Below are 18,577 nucleotides of genomic sequence, written 5' to 3'. Positions count from 1 at the left end.
AGTGTATGAGCGGAAGTTTGTTGCGATGGGAGAAGTTCATCGGTTGCTGTTCCAGTTGATCGAGATGATTATAATGGGCTTTTCCGGCGACATCCTGGCGCGGGGGAAAGGAAAGCCCGCTGTACCGGGCCGGTTGCTGGTAAAGCACCACATTGCCTTCCCGGAACACCACTCCATTGGTGTGTTTATTGGCAGCTTCATAGAGTGGGAGCCCCACCCGGTGGCGGATCTGGGCCTGATCATATCCCATTTCCCACAGCCGCTGGTTAAAATGTTCCTGTCCGATCAGTTCATAGAGACGGTTAAAGGCGTCGTTATCACTGACCAGGAATATTTTTTTGATGTAATGTGCCACCGAGGGCAGGCCGGAGGTGGCGGAACGATCTACGCGAACTCCGGTATTGATATCCGGCAGTGGATCAGTGAAAAAAGGCGTGTTCCGGTGCAGGCCGGGCAACTGTAAATCGTTCAGCTTTTCCAATGCCAGCGCGGCTGCCGGTAACTTTACCGTAGAAGCAGGGTAGAAGTAGGTATCTGGCGGAACGCCATAAAAATAATCGGTAAAATGCGGCAATTGCTGCTCATCCCGGTCTATCCGGGTAAAAATTATCTGTAACCGGTAGGCGGCAGGGTCGCTGAAAACGGCGCCTAACCGGCTTTTTTGACTTTTCAGCAAAGCTTCCAGAAAATTATCTGTTGCCGGATAATGGTGGGTTTGCATATATTTGTCGTTGTTATTGATTGTAAAGCAAAGGAATAATATTAAAAAGACCATAAACCAGGATCTGCAGATTTATAAAAAAGTATGCCCACCAACCTGCAAATGCAGGCGTATGCTCATTTTGCGCGTCTTTTAACAAGGGCTTTAATATATCGATTTAAATTCTATCTTTGCAACTCTTAAAAATTTTTTTTAATAAACCCGAAACAAACAGTATGCAACTTAAAGGACTGGTAAGATTTTTTGCCATCGCACTGATCCTTATCTCTTTGTACCAATTGTCCTTCACGTTTTTGGTGCGGAACTATGAGAAGAAGATAGAGCAGCAGGCCAAGGACGATGTGGCCAAACAATACCCTACACCTGACAAGAAATATCCCGACAGCAAGGAATTGCAGGGCTTCTACTCAGATACGCTGGCAGGGGTTATTAAACAAAGGAGACAAGAGATCGTGGACAGTACCAGCAGCAAGCAAATTGCAGGTTTCCCATGGTATGTTACCTACACCAAGGCCAAAGAGAAAGAACTGAATCTCGGTCTGGACCTGGTAGGAGGTATGAACGTTGTACTGGAAGTAAACGTGGAAGACGTTATCCGCGCTTTATCCGGTCAATCCAAGGACGCTGCATTTAACAGAGCGCTGGTTAGGGCAAATGAACTGAAAAAGACAAACCAGTCAGATTTTGTTACTTTGTTCGGTCAAGCATACGCCGAAGTAGCTCCTCAGGGTAAACTGGCAACTATTTTTGCAAATGCCTACCAAAAGGATATCACCTTTAATTCCTCCAATCAGCAGGTGCTGGACATGATCCGCAAGGAATCACGTGTTGCCATTAAAAATACCTATATCGTACTGCAAAAACGTATTGATAAATTCGGTGTGGCACAACCTAACATCAGCCTGGACGAAAACAAAGGTCTGATCTCTGTAGAACTGGCAGGTGTTGATAACGCTGCCCGTGTACACAAATACCTGCAGGCTACTGCCAACCTCGAATTCAGAGAGGTGTACAAAAATGGTCCTGAAGTATTGCAGAATATTCTGATGCCAATGAACGAGGCCATCAAAAATTCACTGGATACCCACACGCCTGCTACCCCGGCAGTAGATACAGCAACTGCTGCAACTACCACTGCCGCTGCAGACGCGAAAGGTGATACCAGTAAAGATGGCAGCCTCAATCAATACCTGGCTAAAAAAGATACCGGCAAAAATGCAAGCAAAGAACTGCAAATCCAGGAACAGCAGAAACAAAATCCACTGTTCTCTGTATTGTTCCCGAACGTAGACATGCAAACCGGTCAGGCTTATCCCGGCCCGTCTATCGGCAGAATCTTACCTAAAGACACCGCTACTTTCGGCCGTTACCTGCGACTGCCAGCTGTACAGGCTGTACTGCCTAAAGATGGCGTGATTGCATTCGGTCCCGAAAATAAAGAAGATAAACACGGCCCCATGGCTGTTTACCTCCTGAAAGTGAATCCTGCTAACCCTGCTCCACGCGTTGGTGGCGAAAGGATCGTAGATGCACGTCAGGATATGGACCAGAACAACCAACCGGAAATCAGCATGACCATGGACAACGTAGGTGCCCATGAATGGAAAAAACTGACCGGCGAACTGGCTCCAACAGATTCAAAAAATCCGGCTACCTTCAACTATGTAGCAGTAGTACTGGATAATATCGTTTACTCTGCACCTTCTATACAGGGCGAAATTGCCGGTGGCCGTTCTTCTATCAGTGGTAGCTTTACCATCGAAGAAGCCAATGACCTCGCCAATATCCTGAAATCCGGTAAAATGCCGGCTCCTGCACAGATCGTACAGGAACAGATCGTAGGACCAACCCTCGGCGCTGAATCCATCGCTGCAGGTGCTAAATCTTTCATGATCTCCTTCGGAATCATTTTCGTACTCATGCTGGTGTATTACAACTCTGCCGGCTGGGTAGCTAACATTGCACTGGTACTCAACCTGCTGTTTACCTTCGGTATCCTGGCGTCTATGGGTGCTACGTTAACAATGGCCGGTATTGCCGGTATGGTACTCACCATCGGTATGGCGGTAGATACCAACGTAATCATCTTCGAAAGAATCAAGGACGAACTTACCCACGGTAAGTCCTACCATGATGCGGTAGCAGACGGTTACAAACGTTCCTACGCTCCGGTTCTGGATGGTCACGTTACCTCCCTCCTCACTGCATTCATCCTGTTTTACTTCGGTTTAGGTCCTGTACTGGGCTTTGCTACCACTCAGATCATAGGTTTGTTCCTGTCTCTGTTCTGCGGTATCCTGGTTTCCCGTATGGTAACTGACTTCTGGATGAAGAGAAAAAGACACTTCGAATACTTTACACCAATTTCCCGTAAAGTATTTAAACACGCTGCCTTCGACTTCGTCGGTAAACGTAAATACGCTTACATCATCTCTGCTGTTGTAATGGTAGCAGGTGTTTCTTCCTTCTTCCATGGTTTCGACCACGGTATCGATTTCTCCGGTGGACGTAGCTATACGGTTCGCTTCGAACATGCGATGAACAGACAGGAAGTAGCAGATGTACTGAAGAAAGAATTCGAATCAGAAGTATTCGTTAAAACAATCGGAACTACCAACCAGCTGAACATCACTACTGCTTACAAAATTGAGCAACAGAGCCTGGCGGTAGATAAAGAAGTAGCAGATAAATTATACGGCGGCCTGAAGAAGTTCTATGATGCTTCTGTAACGCCTGAAGTATTTGCTAACCGCTATATTGTCGGATCACAAACGGTATCACCTACCATTTCGGATGACTTACGCGCCGGTGCTGTAAAAGCAACTGTGCTGTCACTCGTGGTGATCTTCCTGTATATCCTGTTACGTTTCAGCAAATGGCAGTACTCTATCGGTACTATATTCTCCCTGCTGCATGACGTACTGGTAACACTGGCAGTATTCTCCTGGTGCAGAACTTTTGTACCATTCACACTGGAAATCGATCAGCACTTTATCGCTGCGATCCTGACAGTGATCGGGTTCTCCATGAACGATACCGTGATTGTATTTGACCGTATCCGTGAGTACTTCAGAACCGGTAAACATGGCCGCGACAGAGATACCGTTATCAACAAAGCGATCAACGATACCCTGAGCCGTACCATTATGACCTCCCTGACGGTGTTCCTGACCATCCTGATATTGTTTATCTTCGGTGGTGAAGTAACCCGCGGTTTCGCCTTTGCGATGCTGATTGGTGTGATCACCGGTACTTACTCTTCTATCTTTGTAGCTGCTCCCGTACTGGTTGACTTCGACAAGAAGAACGAACTGTCTAATGAGAGTGAATCAGTAGAAGTAATTGCTCAAAAAGCGACTCCTGCTACTAAATAAGTAAGGTCACTGAAATAATGTTTGATAAAAAAGAGACTGCCTGATAAAGGCAGTCTCTTTTTATTTAGGTAAATATCTGTGTTTGTAGTTGTAAAGGGAGATGGGATCAGCTACCCGGCTGCCGGAATACGAATCCTGCGGCATCGCTGCTTTCCTGGTAGTCTATTTCCATTCCCATGAGGTACATACCATGCGCTTTCTTCATAATGACCGGAATACCGGCTATATCAAAGAGATCATCATCTTCCATGATGGCGTCGAAACCGAGCATATAAGCTACGCCGGAACAACCGCCCCCTTTCACGCCTACCCGCAGGTAGGGTGCTGCTGTATTCCCCTGTAATAATTGTTTTACTATTTCCACAGCATTGACTGTCAATTGAATAGGAGCTCTGTTCGCAGTATCCATTATCCGTATTTTAATCGAAGTTAGGAAAAAATGGGGTGGTTGACCGCCCTGCTATACCCCAGGTAACCCGGGAGAGCGGGCCGTAAAACATCGGGCGCCAGGTATCTGCTGCCTGATGGGCCGGGAACCCCCTGCCAGCTTTACTTTTCGGCCGAAAGCGCCAGCAGTTGTTCGTGGAGGGCGAGCACCTGCGGAATCACCATATGCTGTTCGTCGTTATGTATAATATAATCGCTTAAACGCATTTTGATGGTTTCATCAATTTGCTTGTAAATGCGCGCCAATACTTCATCGCGGGTAACATTATCCCGCTTCATAACGCGGTGTATCCGCAGCGGCTGCGGGGCAAAAACGGCTATTATTTTATCGAGATGGTGGAAGGATTCTGTTTCAAAAAGCAGGGCTGCTTCCTTTAAAACATACGGCGTATGCTGTTGCTGCGCCCATTGGTCAGAATCGCGGATGGTAGCCGGATGTACCAGGGAGTTGAGGATGGCCAGTTTATCCTTGTCGTTGAATACAATATTGCCGAGGTATTTCCGGTTCAGGACGCCGTTTGCATCATATACCTCCGCCCCGAAATGTTGCTTCACCTGCTCCATCAGCTCCGGATCACGGACCAGTATATCTTTCGCCCTTTCGTCCGCATAATATACGGGGACGCCCAGTAATTCAAATATTTTGCTAACGGTGCTTTTGCCAGAGCCAATGCCTCCGGTGATTCCTATCTTTAACATGCCCCCAATTTAGAAAAGAATTACGAATTAGGCATTACGAATTACGGAGTTGTATGTAGACAGCAGCGATCATTGGTCCGCTAATATCTATACACAACTCCGTAGTCTTAATGGCTAATTCGTAATATCTTATTTGGTTTCAGCTGCTTTCTGTTGCGCTGAAGTATATTCCATGCTGATAGCGGAACGCTCAATGATAAAGCTGGTACCAGGACTAACTTCCATCAATACAGTATTGTTATCATTCATTTTTTTCACTTTACCGTGAATACCTGCGATGGTAACGATTTTGTCGCCTTCTTTCAGGTTGTCGATAAATTGTTTCTGCAGTTTTGCTTTCTTAGTCTGAGGGCGAATCATAAAAAGCCACATAACGACAATCATACCGCCAAAAAACAGGAAAGAAACCCAGGAGTTACCACCGCCTGAGGCACCGGCTTGAGGCGCCATTAATAAAATGTTCAGGATGTTCATCTATAATTGATTTAATAGTTTATTCGGGTCTATTTGGTAATAATATTACACTGGATTTTAGGTCCTACCACATAACCGTCTTTATTGTTGATTTTGACAGAAATCTCTTTCTCTGTGTAACCGGATTTACCATGACTATCAAAAATAACTTTCATATAGCCGGATTGTCCGGGTTTGATCGGCTCTTTCGGCCATTCCGGAACGGTACAACCACAGCTGGAAATGGCGTCTTCGATCAGCAGTGGGCTACTGCCTGTATTGGTGAATTTAAAGGAGTATTCTACCTTTTCACCGGCTACAATTTCCCCGAAATTATGCACCTTTTCTTCAAAGGTTAATGCAGAGGATTGCCCGTCTTCCTTTATTTGTCCGTTACCGGCTGCACCGGCGGCGGAAGTGTTGTTTTTGGCACTATTGTTACAAGCCGCAATCAGCAGGCTTCCACAGGCGAGTAAACAGAACAGCTTTTTCATGGTATTGCTATTTTTTAGGTAAAAATAACTTTTCCCACTTACTTTTTGGGACGGTCCTGTTTTTGAACCAATTGTTCTTTTTCCAGGTCTTTCAGGATATTATCCAGAATCCCGTTGATAAACTGTCCACTCTGTGGTGTGCTATATGCTTTGGCCAGATCGATATATTCGTTGATCGTTACTTTGGTAGGAATGGTAGGGAAGTAAAGGAATTCACATACCCCCATTTCCATCAGTAACATATCTACTGCTGCTATACGCTCAGAATCCCAGTTTTGTAATTTGGGCTTGATCAGTTCCAGGCAGTATTCTTTCTTATCAATAACCGTCAGCAACAGTTCCTTGGCGTAATCCAGCTTTTCTTTGCTGATCAGCTGCAGGAAATTAAAGAGATGTGGCTTGTTGAAGTAATTGTTGATCAGAATGCTCATCATTTCTTCATCATCGCCCCAGTGGAGGAAGGTATCTTCCATATGCTGTATAAACAGCTCACTTTTCCCCAGTACTTCTTTATAGATAAATTCCAGTATTTCTTTTTCACCGGCTTTGGTACGACTACCATCTGCTATATAAGCTTTATAGGTGTCCGTAACTACCATCTGGTTATAAAGCTTTCTGAGCAGATCATCGTCTGTCTGCAGCTTCATTTTCCATTGTTCCAGGTTTACCTGGAACCCCTTGTCACTGGTTATCTGGTAAATAAATTCATTACCTGCAATCTTGGTGTTCACTTGCAGATCCTCGGCAGAGGGTAAGTGTTTGGAGGCACGGGCGAGCGCGTCAATTTCTGCGTATTGCGCCACCTGTACCACTGAATTAAGTAAGTAGGTAAAGATCTGACAGGTTTGGTCCAGCTTTTCATTCAAAAGTCTGGTGGCCGTGCCTGGCTTAATACTGCTTTCATCCATCGTTTCCAGGGCGTAAAGTGTTTGCATCACCTTTACCCGGATGTTTCTTCTACTGATCATCGTATAAAAAAGAACTGGTATAAGGGCGCAAAACTAGAGAAAAAAATTCATATTTAAGGATATTTGGCACAGGAGCGGATTTTGTCTTTCCCAGGATTATACTGATTATACTGATTATACTGATCTTTTCCTTTGATTTTAATGATTTTTAAGATTTTGGGAGATGGAAGCAAATATATCTGCTCTCATCTCCCAAAATCTTAAAAATCATTAAAAAAATCGGGAAAATCATCTAAATCAGTATAATCCTGGGAAAGACAAAATCCGCGTTCTGTCATTTCTGTCATTTTTTCGGGTTCGCTGTCATGATTTGTCAGTTTGGAATCTAGTCAATACCTTCGTGAACTGCAAATTTGACCCGAAAACCGCCTTGGCACAATTCTCGTGGACGGGAAGGAACAAAATATAAACATCTTTTTTAAATAAAATCTACTATGGCTAAACAATTAAGTATTAAACCTTTAGCTGACAGGGTAATCGTGAAACCTGCAGCAGCAGAAGAGAAAACAGCTGGTGGTATCATTATCCCGGATACTGCAAAAGAAAAACCAGTGAGAGGCACCGTGGTGGCTGCTGGTCCTGGTAAAAAAGATGAACCAATCACTGTGAAAGTAGGTGATACTGTTCTGTATGGTAAATACTCTGGTCAGGAACTCCCTATCGAAGGCGAAGATTACTTAATCATGCGTGAATCTGATATCCTGGCTATCGTTTAAGATAGACCCACGGATATGTTTTAATTCCTAATAGAAAAATCTACAAAGTATTATGGCAAAACAAATTTTCTTCAATATAGACGCCCGCAACAAAATGAAGAAAGGCGTTGACACTCTGGCTGATGCCGTTAAAGTAACCCTCGGCCCTAAAGGTCGTAACGTAGTAATCGAAAAGAAATTCGGTGCTCCGGGTGTAACTAAAGATGGTGTTACCGTTGCTAAAGAAATTGAACTCGAAGACGCTATCGAAAATATGGGTGCGCAAATGGTGAAAGAAGTAGCTTCCAAAACTGCTGATCTGGCAGGTGATGGTACTACCACTGCAACCGTTCTGGCACAGGCGATCATCGGCGACGGTTTGAAAAACGTAGCTGCCGGTGCTAACCCAATGGACCTGAAACGTGGTATCGACAAAGCTGTTAAAGCAGTAGTTGAAAACCTGAGAAAACAATCTGAAAGTGTTGGTAACGACAACCAGAAAATCGAACAGGTAGCATCTATCTCCGCTAACAACGACAACGAAATTGGTAAACTGATTGCCCAGGCAATGCAGAAAGTAACCAAAGACGGCGTTATCACTGTAGAAGAAGCTAAAGGTACTGACACTACTGTTGAAGTAGTAGAAGGTATGCAGTTTGACCGCGGTTACCTGTCTCCTTACTTCATTACCAACAGCGAAAAAATGCAGGCTGAACTGGCTAACCCTTATATCCTGATCTACGATAAAAAGATCAGCACTATGAAGGATATCCTGCACATCCTGGAAAAAGTAGCTCAACAAGGCGCGCCATTAGTCATCATCTCTGAAGATCTGGAAGGTGAAGCTCTGGCTACCCTGGTGGTAAACAAACTGCGTGGTACCCTGAAAGTTGCTGCTGTTAAAGCTCCTGGCTTTGGCGACAGAAGAAAGGATATGCTGCAGGATCTGGCTACCCTCACCGGTGGTATCGTTATCAGCGAAGAACAAGGTTACAAACTGGAAAACGCTGACCTGACTTACCTCGGTAAAGCAGAATCTATCACCATCGATAAAGATAACACTACCATCGTAGGTGGTAAAGGTGAAAAAGATGCCATCACTTCCCGCATCGGACAAATCAAAGCACAAATCGAAGTAACTACTTCTGACTACGACCGCGAAAAATTACAGGAACGTCTCGCTAAATTAAGCGGTGGTGTGGCTGTACTCTACGTTGGTGCTGCTACTGAAGTAGAAATGAAAGAAAAGAAAGATCGCGTAGACGATGCTTTACACGCTACCCGCGCTGCCGTTGAAGAAGGTATCGTTCCTGGTGGTGGTGTGGCTTACATCCGCGCTATCGAAGCCCTGGGATCACTGAAAGGTGCTAACAACGACGAACAAACCGGTATCTCTATCGTTAAACGTGCTATCGAAGAACCATTACGTCAGATCACTGCTAACGCAGGTATCGAAGGTTCTATCGTAGTACAGAAAGTGAAAGAAGGTAAAGGTGATTTCGGTTTCAACGCACGCACCGAAGTTTTCGAAAACTTACTGGCTGCAGGTGTAATCGATCCTACTAAAGTAACCCGTATTGCACTGGAAAACGCTGCATCAATCGCTTCCATGCTGTTGACTACAGAATGTGTAATCGCTGATAAACCAGAACCTAAGTCTTCTGCGCCTGCAATGGGCGGCGGTGGCCACGGTATGGGTATGGATTACTAATCTATATTATTACTATAAAAAAACTCCTGCAGGTTTCGGCCTGGCAGGAGTTTTTTTATGTCGGTAACAGAATAATTGTAACTTTCGCGGTAGATATCCGTTAAACAACCAGGATCGTAAACAGAAGCGGATGAATACAGCTGTAAAAATAATAAGCGCATGCCTCATCGTATTGTTAATGGCATGCACCAAAAAAGAAGGATCATTACAAATGGATGTGGCAGACGTGAGGATGGAAAATGTAATCCTCAGCTATCTCAGCGCCCATAATGAAACTGCCATTAAAGATGCTTCAGGTCTTTATTATAAGATCCTCGAAGCAGGTGACAGCGTTCACTTTGTTAAAGCCAGTTCCATTCCCACCGTCATTTATAGCAATCAGCTACTCAACGGAGAAACAGTGGGCTCCTCATTTGGCCCGACTGACTTTGATCAGCGGGAACTTAAAAATCATATTCCAGGCTGGCAGATAGGACTACAGAAAATCTCTAAGGGTGGTAAAATCAGATTATACATTCCACCAGCGCTGGCCTACGGCTCTACCGGTATCCCCGGCATCATTCCAGCTAATGCCGTCCTGATTTCAGATGTGGAATTAGTAAATATCAGGTAAAAAGTCATTACTATTGCCAATCGCATTGTCACCTTTTAATTTCATAATAAAACCGAAACGTAATCGTATGAAGAAAGTTTTTCTGTTGGGAGGATTATTTTTATTAGTACTCGCTGCCTGTTCAAAAAAAGATGATACACCGTCTTATGATGCCCTGGCGCAGTATAGAATTGACTCCACAAAGATTGTTGCTTACGCCGCAGCGAACAATATCACAAACCTGCAACATGACTCACTGGGTATTTTTTACCAGATTGTAACCAGAGGAGAAAGTGATTCGGTGAAGGGCGCGGCTAGTGTGAACGTGGCCTACATCGGTTCTTTCCTGGATAAAAAAGTGTTTGATAGTAGCTATAATGCCAATTTTGATCTGAACCGCGTAATTCCAGGCTGGACAATAGGTATACCTAAAATAGGAAAAGGTGGAGAAATCAATTTATTCCTGCCTTCTTATTTCGCATATGGTCCTCAGGGACAGGGTTCGATTCCAGGTAACACTGTCCTGGTTTTTAATGTAAAGCTGAAGGATTTTACGAATAAATAATTGATCACAGGATAACATAAAAAAGCGGTGCCGGCTCTGTCAGCACCGCTTTTTTATGTTATTGTTTTATTCGCCCGCTTTCCGTTAATTTTACAGATAAACTAAAATATAGTGGCACACGAATGTATTTCAGTATTTGATATTTTTAAGATAGGCGTTGGTCCTTCCAGTTCCCATACCTTAGGCCCATGGCGGGCAGCGCTCCGCTTCCTGGCACAGTTGGAAAAGGAAGGCAGATTACCGGCTGTCAGCAAAGTACAGGTTTTATTATATGGATCGCTCGCCAAAACAGGTCATGGACACGGTACCGATATTGCCGTACAACTCGGACTTTGTGGAGATGATCCCGTGACTTTTGATGTGAACCAGATCAATCCTAAAATGGATGATATCCGCCGTCACCGCAAAATGTTGCTGGCAGGTAAATATGAAATAGACTTTGATCCCGTTGAAGATATTGACTTCCTCTTTGAAGAATCACTACCCTTTCATCCAAATGCACTCACATTCCTGGTATCTTTCCTGGATGGAGAACAAATCGCTTCCACCTGGTATTCTATCGGTGGCGGCTTTGTAGTACAGGAAGGCGAGGATGGCAGCAGTGCACACCAGGTAGACCTGCCGTTTCCAATAGATACTGCCCGTCAGCTGCTGCAATGGTGCATCAAAACAGGCTACAGCATTTCGGAATTGGTGATGGAAAACGAACAGGCATGGCGCCCGGAAGAAGAAACACGGAAAGGATTACTAAATATCTGGCGCGTGATGCAGGAATGTACTTTCCGCGGCTGTCATACCAGTGGCGAATTACCCGGCGGACTCCGGGTAGGCCGTCGCGCCGCCGCACTCAATAAAAAATTACTCAAAGGACGTACCTATACAGATTATGCTTCCTGGATAACCGCTATCAGAGCAGGTGGAGAGCATTTCAGCTATACACTCGACTGGGTAAGTTGTTTTGCACTGGCCGTAAACGAAGAAAATGCTTCCTTTGGACGTGTAGTAACAGCACCTACCAACGGCGCCGCCGGCGTAATACCCGCTGTACTGCAGTATTTCATCGCCTTCTGCGATGGCTTCCACGATGATAAAATACAACAGTTCCTCCTGACCGCTTCTGAAATAGGCAGCATCTTTAAAAAGCGCTCCACCATTTCAGCAGCCATGGGCGGCTGTCAGGCTGAAATAGGTGTATCCTCTGCCATGGCCGCTGCTGCCCTCACCGAATGTATGGGAGGTTCCCAACGCCAGGTACTGATGGCCGCAGAAATAGCCATGGAACATCACCTCGGTCTTACCTGCGATCCAATAGGTGGACTGGTACAAATACCCTGCATCGAAAGAAATACCATGGGCGCCATTAAAGCCATCACCGCTTCTCAACTGGCCCTGCAAAGCAACCCGGAACTGGCAAAGGTGTCGCTGGATGCCGTCGTGAAAACCATGTGGGAAACAGCACAGGACATGAACTCCAAATACAAGGAAACCTCCGATGGTGGCCTGGCGGTAAATATTCCAATCAGCTTGCCGGAATGTTAGTAGACGGAATTACGAATTACAAATGAAGAAATAAGGATATTAGCGAATAGATGTTATAATATAAGGAAAGAACCATATTTTCGTTTATACGGTATCGTCATTCGCTAATATCCGTCATTCGTAATTTGAAATTCGTCATTCTCTTATGCGTATCCTTGCCACTATTTGTCTTTTTGCGCTTTCTCTTTCTCTATCAGCACAGCAATTTGGTGGCAACCCGCCATCACTGAAATGGCAGCAGATAAATACAGATACGGTAAGAGTGATTTTCCCCCAAGGCATGACCCTGCCCGGTGAACGTGTGGCCAACATCGTACATTATCTCAACCGTTATACCCGTGCCTCTATTGGCCCGCTGGAGAAAAAAGTAAACATCGTATTGCAGAACCAAACGATGCAATCCAACGGATATGTGCAACTGGGCCCCTTTCGTTCTGAATTCTATCTCACTCCTTCGCCTACTTCACTGGATCTGGGCTCCCTCAACTGGGTAGAACAATTGTCGGTGCATGAGTACCGGCATGTGCTGCAGAACATGAACTTCCGGCAGGGACTCTCTAAAGTATTTTCTATTCTCGGTGGTGAACTGGGACAAGCCGCTATCACCAATATTGCCGTACCCAACTGGTTTTGGGAAGGCGATGCCGTGGTGATGGAAACTGCATTGACACCACAGGGCAGAGGCAGACTTCCGGGCTTCTTCGATGGTTTCCGCGGACTTTCACTGGCAGGTAAACAGTACGCCTATATGAAAATACGCAACGGCTCGTATGTAGACTATGTGCCCGATCATTATCCACTGGGATACCTGATGTCTACCTACGGCCGCACACATTACGGTCAAACATTCTGGAAGGACGTGACCTCCGATGCCGTTCGTTTCCGTGGCCTTTTTTATCCCATGTCACATAGCCTGAAAAAGAGAACAGGCAAAAATATTACGGCGTTTTATCAGGCCACCATGGCTGAATACCAGCCACTGTGGAATAGCTATGCTGCCCGCCCTGATACCACGCCCGCAGTAGCTGTGCTGCCAGTCGCCAAACCAGTGACCGATTATAAATATGTATACACGGCCGGTAATAATGAACGGATCGTACTGAAAAACACCCGGAACAAAATCCCCGGGATCTATCAGCTCAATGCCGCCGGCGAAGAACATTTGCTGGTACGTCCTGGCCTGGTGTACGATGATTTTTTCAGCTATCGCAATGGTCGCATCGTATGGGCCGCCGCCCGCTTTGATGCGCGTTGGAGCTGGAAAGATTTTTCGGTGATCCGTATCTGGGATAACGCTACCGGACGTACGAAAACAATATCTCCCAGAGGCAAATTCTTCTCTCCGGATATTAGTGCAAATGGTCAGCAGGTAATTGCAGTAGCCACCACGCCGGCTATGCAGTACCACCTGCAACTGATCAATACACAAAATGGAGCGGTAGAAAAGGAATTACCTAACCCGGAAAACTGGTTCTATACCTATCCAAGGTTTACCGCCAATGACCAGGCAGTGATCAGCGCTGTACGTAATACCAGGGGAGAAATGGCGCTGGTACAGCAGTCGCTCGCTACGGGTGAAAGCACGGTGCTCACGCCTTTCAGCTTCACCGTAATTGGAATACCTGCTGTAAGCGGTGATACCGTTTATTTTACCAGCGGCTACAAAGATGTAAACAACGTATATGCTATTACGTTAGCTGATAAGAAAACCTACGAAGTAACCGACAGAGGCAACAGCGCCTTGCATATGGCCATAGATGCGCAGAAAGACAGTCTCCTTTTCAGCGAGTTCACCATCAAAGGATACAAGCTGTATCATGCCGCCCTGAATACCTCGTCATGGAAAGAAGTACCCGTGAGTGGCGATAGTCGCAGCGCCTGGCTGCAGCCCGACTTTAAAGAAGGAGGAGATATCCTGGGTATTGTACCGCATGATTCCTTACCGGTAAAAAAATATTCACAGCTCACCCATCCATTTAATTTCCACAGCTGGGTACCTTCTTTTAATGATCCGGATTATGGCATTTCCCTGATCGGTGAAAATATATTGAGTACTACATCTACCAGTATCGGCTATACGTACAACCGCAATGAAGGCTACTCCGATCTGGCAGCCAGTTTTACTTTTGGAGGACTGTTTCCGGTATTGTCTGTAGGCGCCGATTACGCCATCAACCGCAATGGACTTGATCAGAACCGGCAGCGGGTGTACTGGAATGAAGCCACCGCCAATGTAGGTGTGAGTATCCCGCTCAATCTTTCCCGGGGACTATATAACCGCAGTATCTCATTTGGGAGCACTTACAACATCCGCCACCGCTACCTGGACAGCAAATACAAGGGGAACGATTTACAGTTTCTCAGTAACACCGTCATCTTCAGTAATCAACGGATGAAGGCTACACAGAATATATTCACACATTTCGGACAGTACCTGGCAGTACAGTACAATACCTCCGTGAACGGCCTGTATGCAGAGCAGTTGTATGCACGGTTCGATCAGTATCTGCCCGGTTTATGGCAAAATCATAACCTCGTATTACAGGCCGCTTATCAGCAACGTGATCAGTCTTTTAACTATTCATTTTCAGATAACTTCGTATATGCGAGAGGGTACAATACACCGTTCTATACTCGTATCTACAAGCTGGGCGCCAATTACCACCTGCCACTGGCATACCCCGACTGGGGCTTTGCGCAAATCCTTTACTTTAACCGGATCAGGGCCAACCTGTTCTATGATTATAGCATGGCCAATTATGCGCCACAACATATCGATAACCGTTACATGTCTGCGGGCACAGAATTATACTTCGATACAAGGATAGGCAATGCCCTGCCATTCACATTTGGCGTGCGTTTCAGCCACCTGTTCGATCAGGACCCGGTAGACAATGCGCAGAATCGGGTAGACTTTATTATCCCCATTCAACAGCTGTTTAACTACTGAATTATTTTACGCTGATCTTAAGTGAAGGTGCTTTGTAGAATTTTTCTTCTGCATATTTGATGATGATCTCATCGAAGTATAATACATCACCGGTTTGCAGCGATTCCTTCAAACCCTTGCTCCACAAAGGGGAGAGGGAAGCTGATTTGAAGTTGTCTCCGGTAAAATCTTTATAGAGTGCGGGTTGGCCGGTGGTATCGTTCAGGTAAGGTTCATGCTTTTCATAAGTAAAAGCAAAGGAGAGCACCGGGTATTTGATATTTTTTTCATCCCGGACTACCAACGCAGAATCCAGCAGTTTGATGACTTCATTTTTAGGAAGCGTGTCGCTCAGGTAAATTCCCCAGCTGCTACGCAGTTTCATCGGTCTTTTATTGGTAACAGCAGCAGGTTTTGCAGCAGGCTTTTTAGTGGACTGCGCAAATACAGGTGCCATTGCAGCGGTAAAGAAGAAACAAAGTAACAGGTGTTTTTGCATGATAGTAATAGGATATAAAAAAATCGCCCGGTATAGTAACGACCGGGCGATGATAAAAATTATAAGGATTTTAAACTTTCCTCGATGACAGCAATCTTTGCTTCGGCATCTGCTTTTTTCTGGCGCTCCGCTTCCACCGCTTCAGGTTTTGCTTTCTGTACAAAGCCTTCGTTAGAGAGCTTCTTTTCAACAGAACCCAGGAATCCTTTCAGATATTCCAGGTCTTTCTGCAGGGTGGCTTTCTGCGCAGTAGTATCCAATACGGTTGCTGTACCCAGGTAGAATTTATCTTTCTGGATAACCACTGTAATACAACCTGCCACAGGTGCCTGCACATAATGAATGGCAGACGCGTTCACCTGCTTGGTGAGGATGCTTTCAATTTGTTTGAACGCATTTTCGTGTTTGGTTTCTATATGCAGTACAATCGGTTCTTTCGGCTTGATCTGGTTTTTATTACGTGCATCACGGATGCTGCTGATTACTTCTTTAGCCAGCAAACCCTCCAGAAGTGTAGCATGTACAGGTGCTTCCGGTGTGGCAAACTGTTTCATCATCAGCGAATCATCAGCATCACGTACTACCAGCTGTTGATAAATTTCTTCCGTAACAAACGGCATATATGGGTGCAACAACTGCATCAGTTGCTCAAAGAAGTAAACTGTTTTGCGATAAACAGAGGCCGGAATCGGTTGTTCGAAACCTGGCTTGGCCCATTCGAGGTACCAGCTGCAGAAATCGTCCCATACCAGGCTATAGATAGCTTTTAGTCCTTCACTCAAACGGAAATCTTTATGCAAAGCGGCTACTTCTGCCTGCACTTCATTCAGTCTGCTTTCAAACCATTTCACTGCAAAGTCATTGGCAGCGGCATTGGTAGTGCTGTCATCTTCCTGACGTTGCTCCCACATTTTCACCAGCTTCAGTGCATTCCATATTTTATTACAGAAGCTACGTCCCTGATCGCAGCTGGAATCATCATAGAGCAAATCGTTACCCGCCGGTGAAGAGATCATGATACCAAAGCGTACTGCGTCTGCACCGTAGTCACGAATGAGTTCCAGCAGATCCGGAGAATTCCCCAGCTGTTTACTCATTTTGCGTCCCAGTTTATCGCGTACCATTCCGGTGAAGTATACATCACTGAAAGGCTTCACTTCTTTGAATTCCAGGCCGGCCATAATCATACGGGCTACCCAGAAGAAGATAATATCCTGTCCTGTTACCAGTACAGAAGTAGGGTAGTAGTAGTTGATATCTTCGTTATCCGGTTGCGAAATACCATTGAATACTTCCATCGGCCATAACCAGGAGCTGAACCAGGTATCAAGGCAATCCTCGTCCTGTGTCAGTTCGGCGGCGGTGATGGTGATGTTGCGGGCGGCAAACTGTTGTACCGCTTCAGCAGCGGTGGACGCTACTTCAAAAGTACCATCGGGTGCATACCAGGCTGGGATTTGCTGTCCCCACCAGAGTTGGCGGGAAATACACCAGTCTTTTACATTTTCCATCCAGTATTTGTACGTCGCCAGGAAGCGGTCGCCGGGATGTATTTTCACATCACCGTTTACAACTGCATCCAGTGCAGGTTTGGCCATTTCTGCCATTTTTACAAACCACTGGGTAGAAATACGTGGTTCTACTACGGTGTCGGGGTTACGTTGACTGTAACCGAGACGGGTAGTGTATTCCTGCTCTTTTTCCAGTAAGCCTTCTTCTGCCAGCGCAGCAATTACTTTCTTACGGGCAACAAAGCGGTCTTCCCCTACAAATACGATGGCGGCAGCACTGAGGGTACCGTCATCATTGAGGGTATCTACTATTTCCAGGTTATGTTTCAGACCGAGGTTATAGTCATTGATATCGTGTGCAGGTGTTACTTTCAGCGCACCGGTACCAAATTCTTTATCTACATAAGTATCAAAAATTACCGGTACACGGCGGTTGATCAGCGGTACGGTGGCAAAATGACCTTTCAGGTGCGCATATCTTTCATCTTCCGGATTTACGCAGATGGCAGTGTCACCCATGATGGTTTCAGGGCGCTGGGTGGCAATGGTGATGAATTCGCCGGTGGGTGTACCCGCCGCATCTGTAATGGCGTATTTCACATGGTACAGCTTCCCCTGGAGGTCTTTGTATTCTACTTCCTCGTCGCTCAAAGCAGTTTTAGCTTTGGGGTCCCAGTTAATCATGCGCGCACCGCGATAGATCACTCCTTTTTTATAGAGATCAATAAAAACAGTGATTACCGCTTTATAATAGTGGTCATCCATGGTAAAGGTAACGCGGTCCCAGTCGCAGCTGCAGCCAAGTTTCTTTATCTGGTGATAGATGATATCGCCGTATTTATCTTTCCATTCAAATGCATATTTCAGGAACTCTTCGCGGGTTAGCTGAGATTTTTCAATCCCTTTTTCCTGCTTGAGCATATTTACCACTTTGGCTTCGGTAGCAATGGACGCGTGATCGGAACCTGGTACCCAGCAGGCGTTGAACCCGCTCATACGGGCGCGGCGCACCAGGATGTCCTGGACGGTTTCATTGAGGGTATGGCCAAGATGCAGGACCCCGGTCACATTAGGCGGGGGGATGACGACAGTAAAGGGTTGGCGGCCATCCGGCTTAGAGCGGAAATAACCTTTGTCCATCCATTGTTGGTACCATTTTTCCTCCACCAATGCGGGCAGGTAGTTTTTCGAAAGTTCCATGCTATTCATAATATAAGGTTGCAAAAATAACGGAGATTATGGAGAGATGGAAATTTAAAGGGTAATAATAGTAATCGGGTAGCGGCAGGTATGCACTTATCCGGAAAAATGCGCCAAATAAGAGGTATTTGTGGCCAGCTGCGATTTTGTACTATCTGGTAGCGGTAAGCCTTATTATTT

Annotated in this window: 15 protein-coding genes; 7 read left to right on the top strand and 8 right to left on the bottom strand. The window is 45.6% G+C overall.

Features of this window, described 5'->3' with window-relative positions; genetic code table 11:
- Positions 1-721: serine hydrolase (locus VIP81_RS00320; RefSeq protein WP_331956478.1), on the bottom strand; the 721-nt coding region annotated here is incomplete at its 3' end.
- A gap of 215 nt (positions 722-936) precedes the next feature.
- Here VIP81_RS00320 and secDF point away from each other — a divergent pair.
- Complete coding sequence (gene secDF / locus VIP81_RS00315) at positions 937-4,095, top strand: protein translocase subunit SecDF (protein WP_331956477.1); 3,159 nt, start codon at positions 937-939, stop codon at positions 4,093-4,095.
- Positions 4,096-4,201: 106 nt separating this feature from the next.
- Here the strand turns inward: secDF and VIP81_RS00310 are convergent, their stop codons facing one another.
- The 5 genes from VIP81_RS00310 to nusB all read right to left on the bottom strand — a co-directional run bounded on the left by VIP81_RS00310 (position 4,202) and on the right by nusB (position 7,156).
- Complete coding sequence (locus tag VIP81_RS00310) at positions 4,202-4,504, bottom strand: HesB/IscA family protein (RefSeq protein ID WP_331956476.1); 303 nt, start codon at positions 4,502-4,504, stop codon at positions 4,202-4,204.
- 140 nt (positions 4,505-4,644) lie between these two features.
- Positions 4,645-5,241 carry a dephospho-CoA kinase gene (gene coaE / locus VIP81_RS00305; protein ID WP_331956475.1) on the bottom strand — a complete coding sequence of 199 codons (597 nt, stop codon included), beginning with the start codon at positions 5,239-5,241 and terminating at the stop codon, positions 4,645-4,647.
- 129 nt (positions 5,242-5,370) lie between these two features.
- Positions 5,371-5,715 carry a preprotein translocase subunit YajC gene (yajC, locus tag VIP81_RS00300; RefSeq protein WP_331956474.1) on the bottom strand — a complete coding sequence of 115 codons (345 nt, stop codon included), beginning with the start codon at positions 5,713-5,715 and terminating at the stop codon, positions 5,371-5,373.
- 29 nt (positions 5,716-5,744) lie between these two features.
- On the bottom strand, positions 5,745-6,188 hold the full coding sequence (locus tag VIP81_RS00295; RefSeq protein ID WP_331956473.1) for a DUF1573 domain-containing protein: 444 nt from the start codon (positions 6,186-6,188) through the stop codon (positions 5,745-5,747).
- A gap of 38 nt (positions 6,189-6,226) precedes the next feature.
- Positions 6,227-7,156, bottom strand: a complete 930-nt coding sequence (nusB, locus tag VIP81_RS00290) for a transcription antitermination factor NusB (RefSeq protein ID WP_331956472.1) — start codon at positions 7,154-7,156, stop codon at positions 6,227-6,229.
- Between the two features lie 434 nt (positions 7,157-7,590).
- Here nusB and VIP81_RS00285 point away from each other — a divergent pair, with 434 nt between their 5' ends.
- The 6 genes from VIP81_RS00285 (at position 7,591) to VIP81_RS00260 (ending at position 15,208) form a co-directional block, all read left to right on the top strand.
- A complete protein-coding gene (locus VIP81_RS00285) occupies positions 7,591-7,872 on the top strand; it encodes a co-chaperone GroES (protein ID WP_079473337.1) in 282 nt (93 codons plus the stop codon).
- Positions 7,873-7,924: 52 nt separating this feature from the next.
- Positions 7,925-9,562, top strand: coding sequence for a chaperonin GroEL (groL, locus tag VIP81_RS00280; protein WP_331956471.1), 1,638 nt, complete (start codon positions 7,925-7,927; stop codon positions 9,560-9,562).
- A 130-nt stretch (positions 9,563-9,692) separates the two neighbouring features.
- Positions 9,693-10,175, top strand: coding sequence for an FKBP-type peptidyl-prolyl cis-trans isomerase (locus tag VIP81_RS00275; RefSeq protein WP_331956470.1), 483 nt, complete (start codon positions 9,693-9,695; stop codon positions 10,173-10,175).
- A gap of 67 nt (positions 10,176-10,242) precedes the next feature.
- Positions 10,243-10,719, top strand: a complete 477-nt coding sequence (locus VIP81_RS00270; protein ID WP_331956469.1) for an FKBP-type peptidyl-prolyl cis-trans isomerase — start codon at positions 10,243-10,245, stop codon at positions 10,717-10,719.
- A 111-nt stretch (positions 10,720-10,830) separates the two neighbouring features.
- A complete protein-coding gene (locus VIP81_RS00265) occupies positions 10,831-12,258 on the top strand; it encodes an L-serine ammonia-lyase (RefSeq protein ID WP_331956468.1) in 1,428 nt (475 codons plus the stop codon).
- Between the two features lie 145 nt (positions 12,259-12,403).
- Entirely contained in the window at positions 12,404-15,208 is a 2,805-nt protein-coding gene (locus VIP81_RS00260) for a hypothetical protein (protein WP_331956467.1), read from the top strand.
- A gap of 1 nt (position 15,209) precedes the next feature.
- Here VIP81_RS00260 and VIP81_RS00255 read toward each other — a convergent pair whose 3' ends face one another.
- The gene (locus tag VIP81_RS00255) at positions 15,210-15,686 is read right to left on the bottom strand and encodes a hypothetical protein (RefSeq protein ID WP_331956466.1); all 477 of its coding nucleotides are present in this window, start codon (positions 15,684-15,686) and stop codon (positions 15,210-15,212) included.
- 59 nt (positions 15,687-15,745) lie between these two features.
- Positions 15,746-18,397, bottom strand: a complete 2,652-nt coding sequence (locus VIP81_RS00250; RefSeq protein WP_331956465.1) for a valine--tRNA ligase — start codon at positions 18,395-18,397, stop codon at positions 15,746-15,748.
- Between the last annotated feature and the right edge of the window lie 180 nt (positions 18,398-18,577).

The sequence above is a fragment of the Chitinophaga sp. genome, from assembly GCF_036566945.1.
Classification (GTDB): domain Bacteria; phylum Bacteroidota; class Bacteroidia; order Chitinophagales; family Chitinophagaceae; genus Chitinophaga.
The sequence above is the reverse complement of the archived record's forward strand: the minus strand, read 5'-3'. Positions and strand labels throughout refer to the sequence as shown.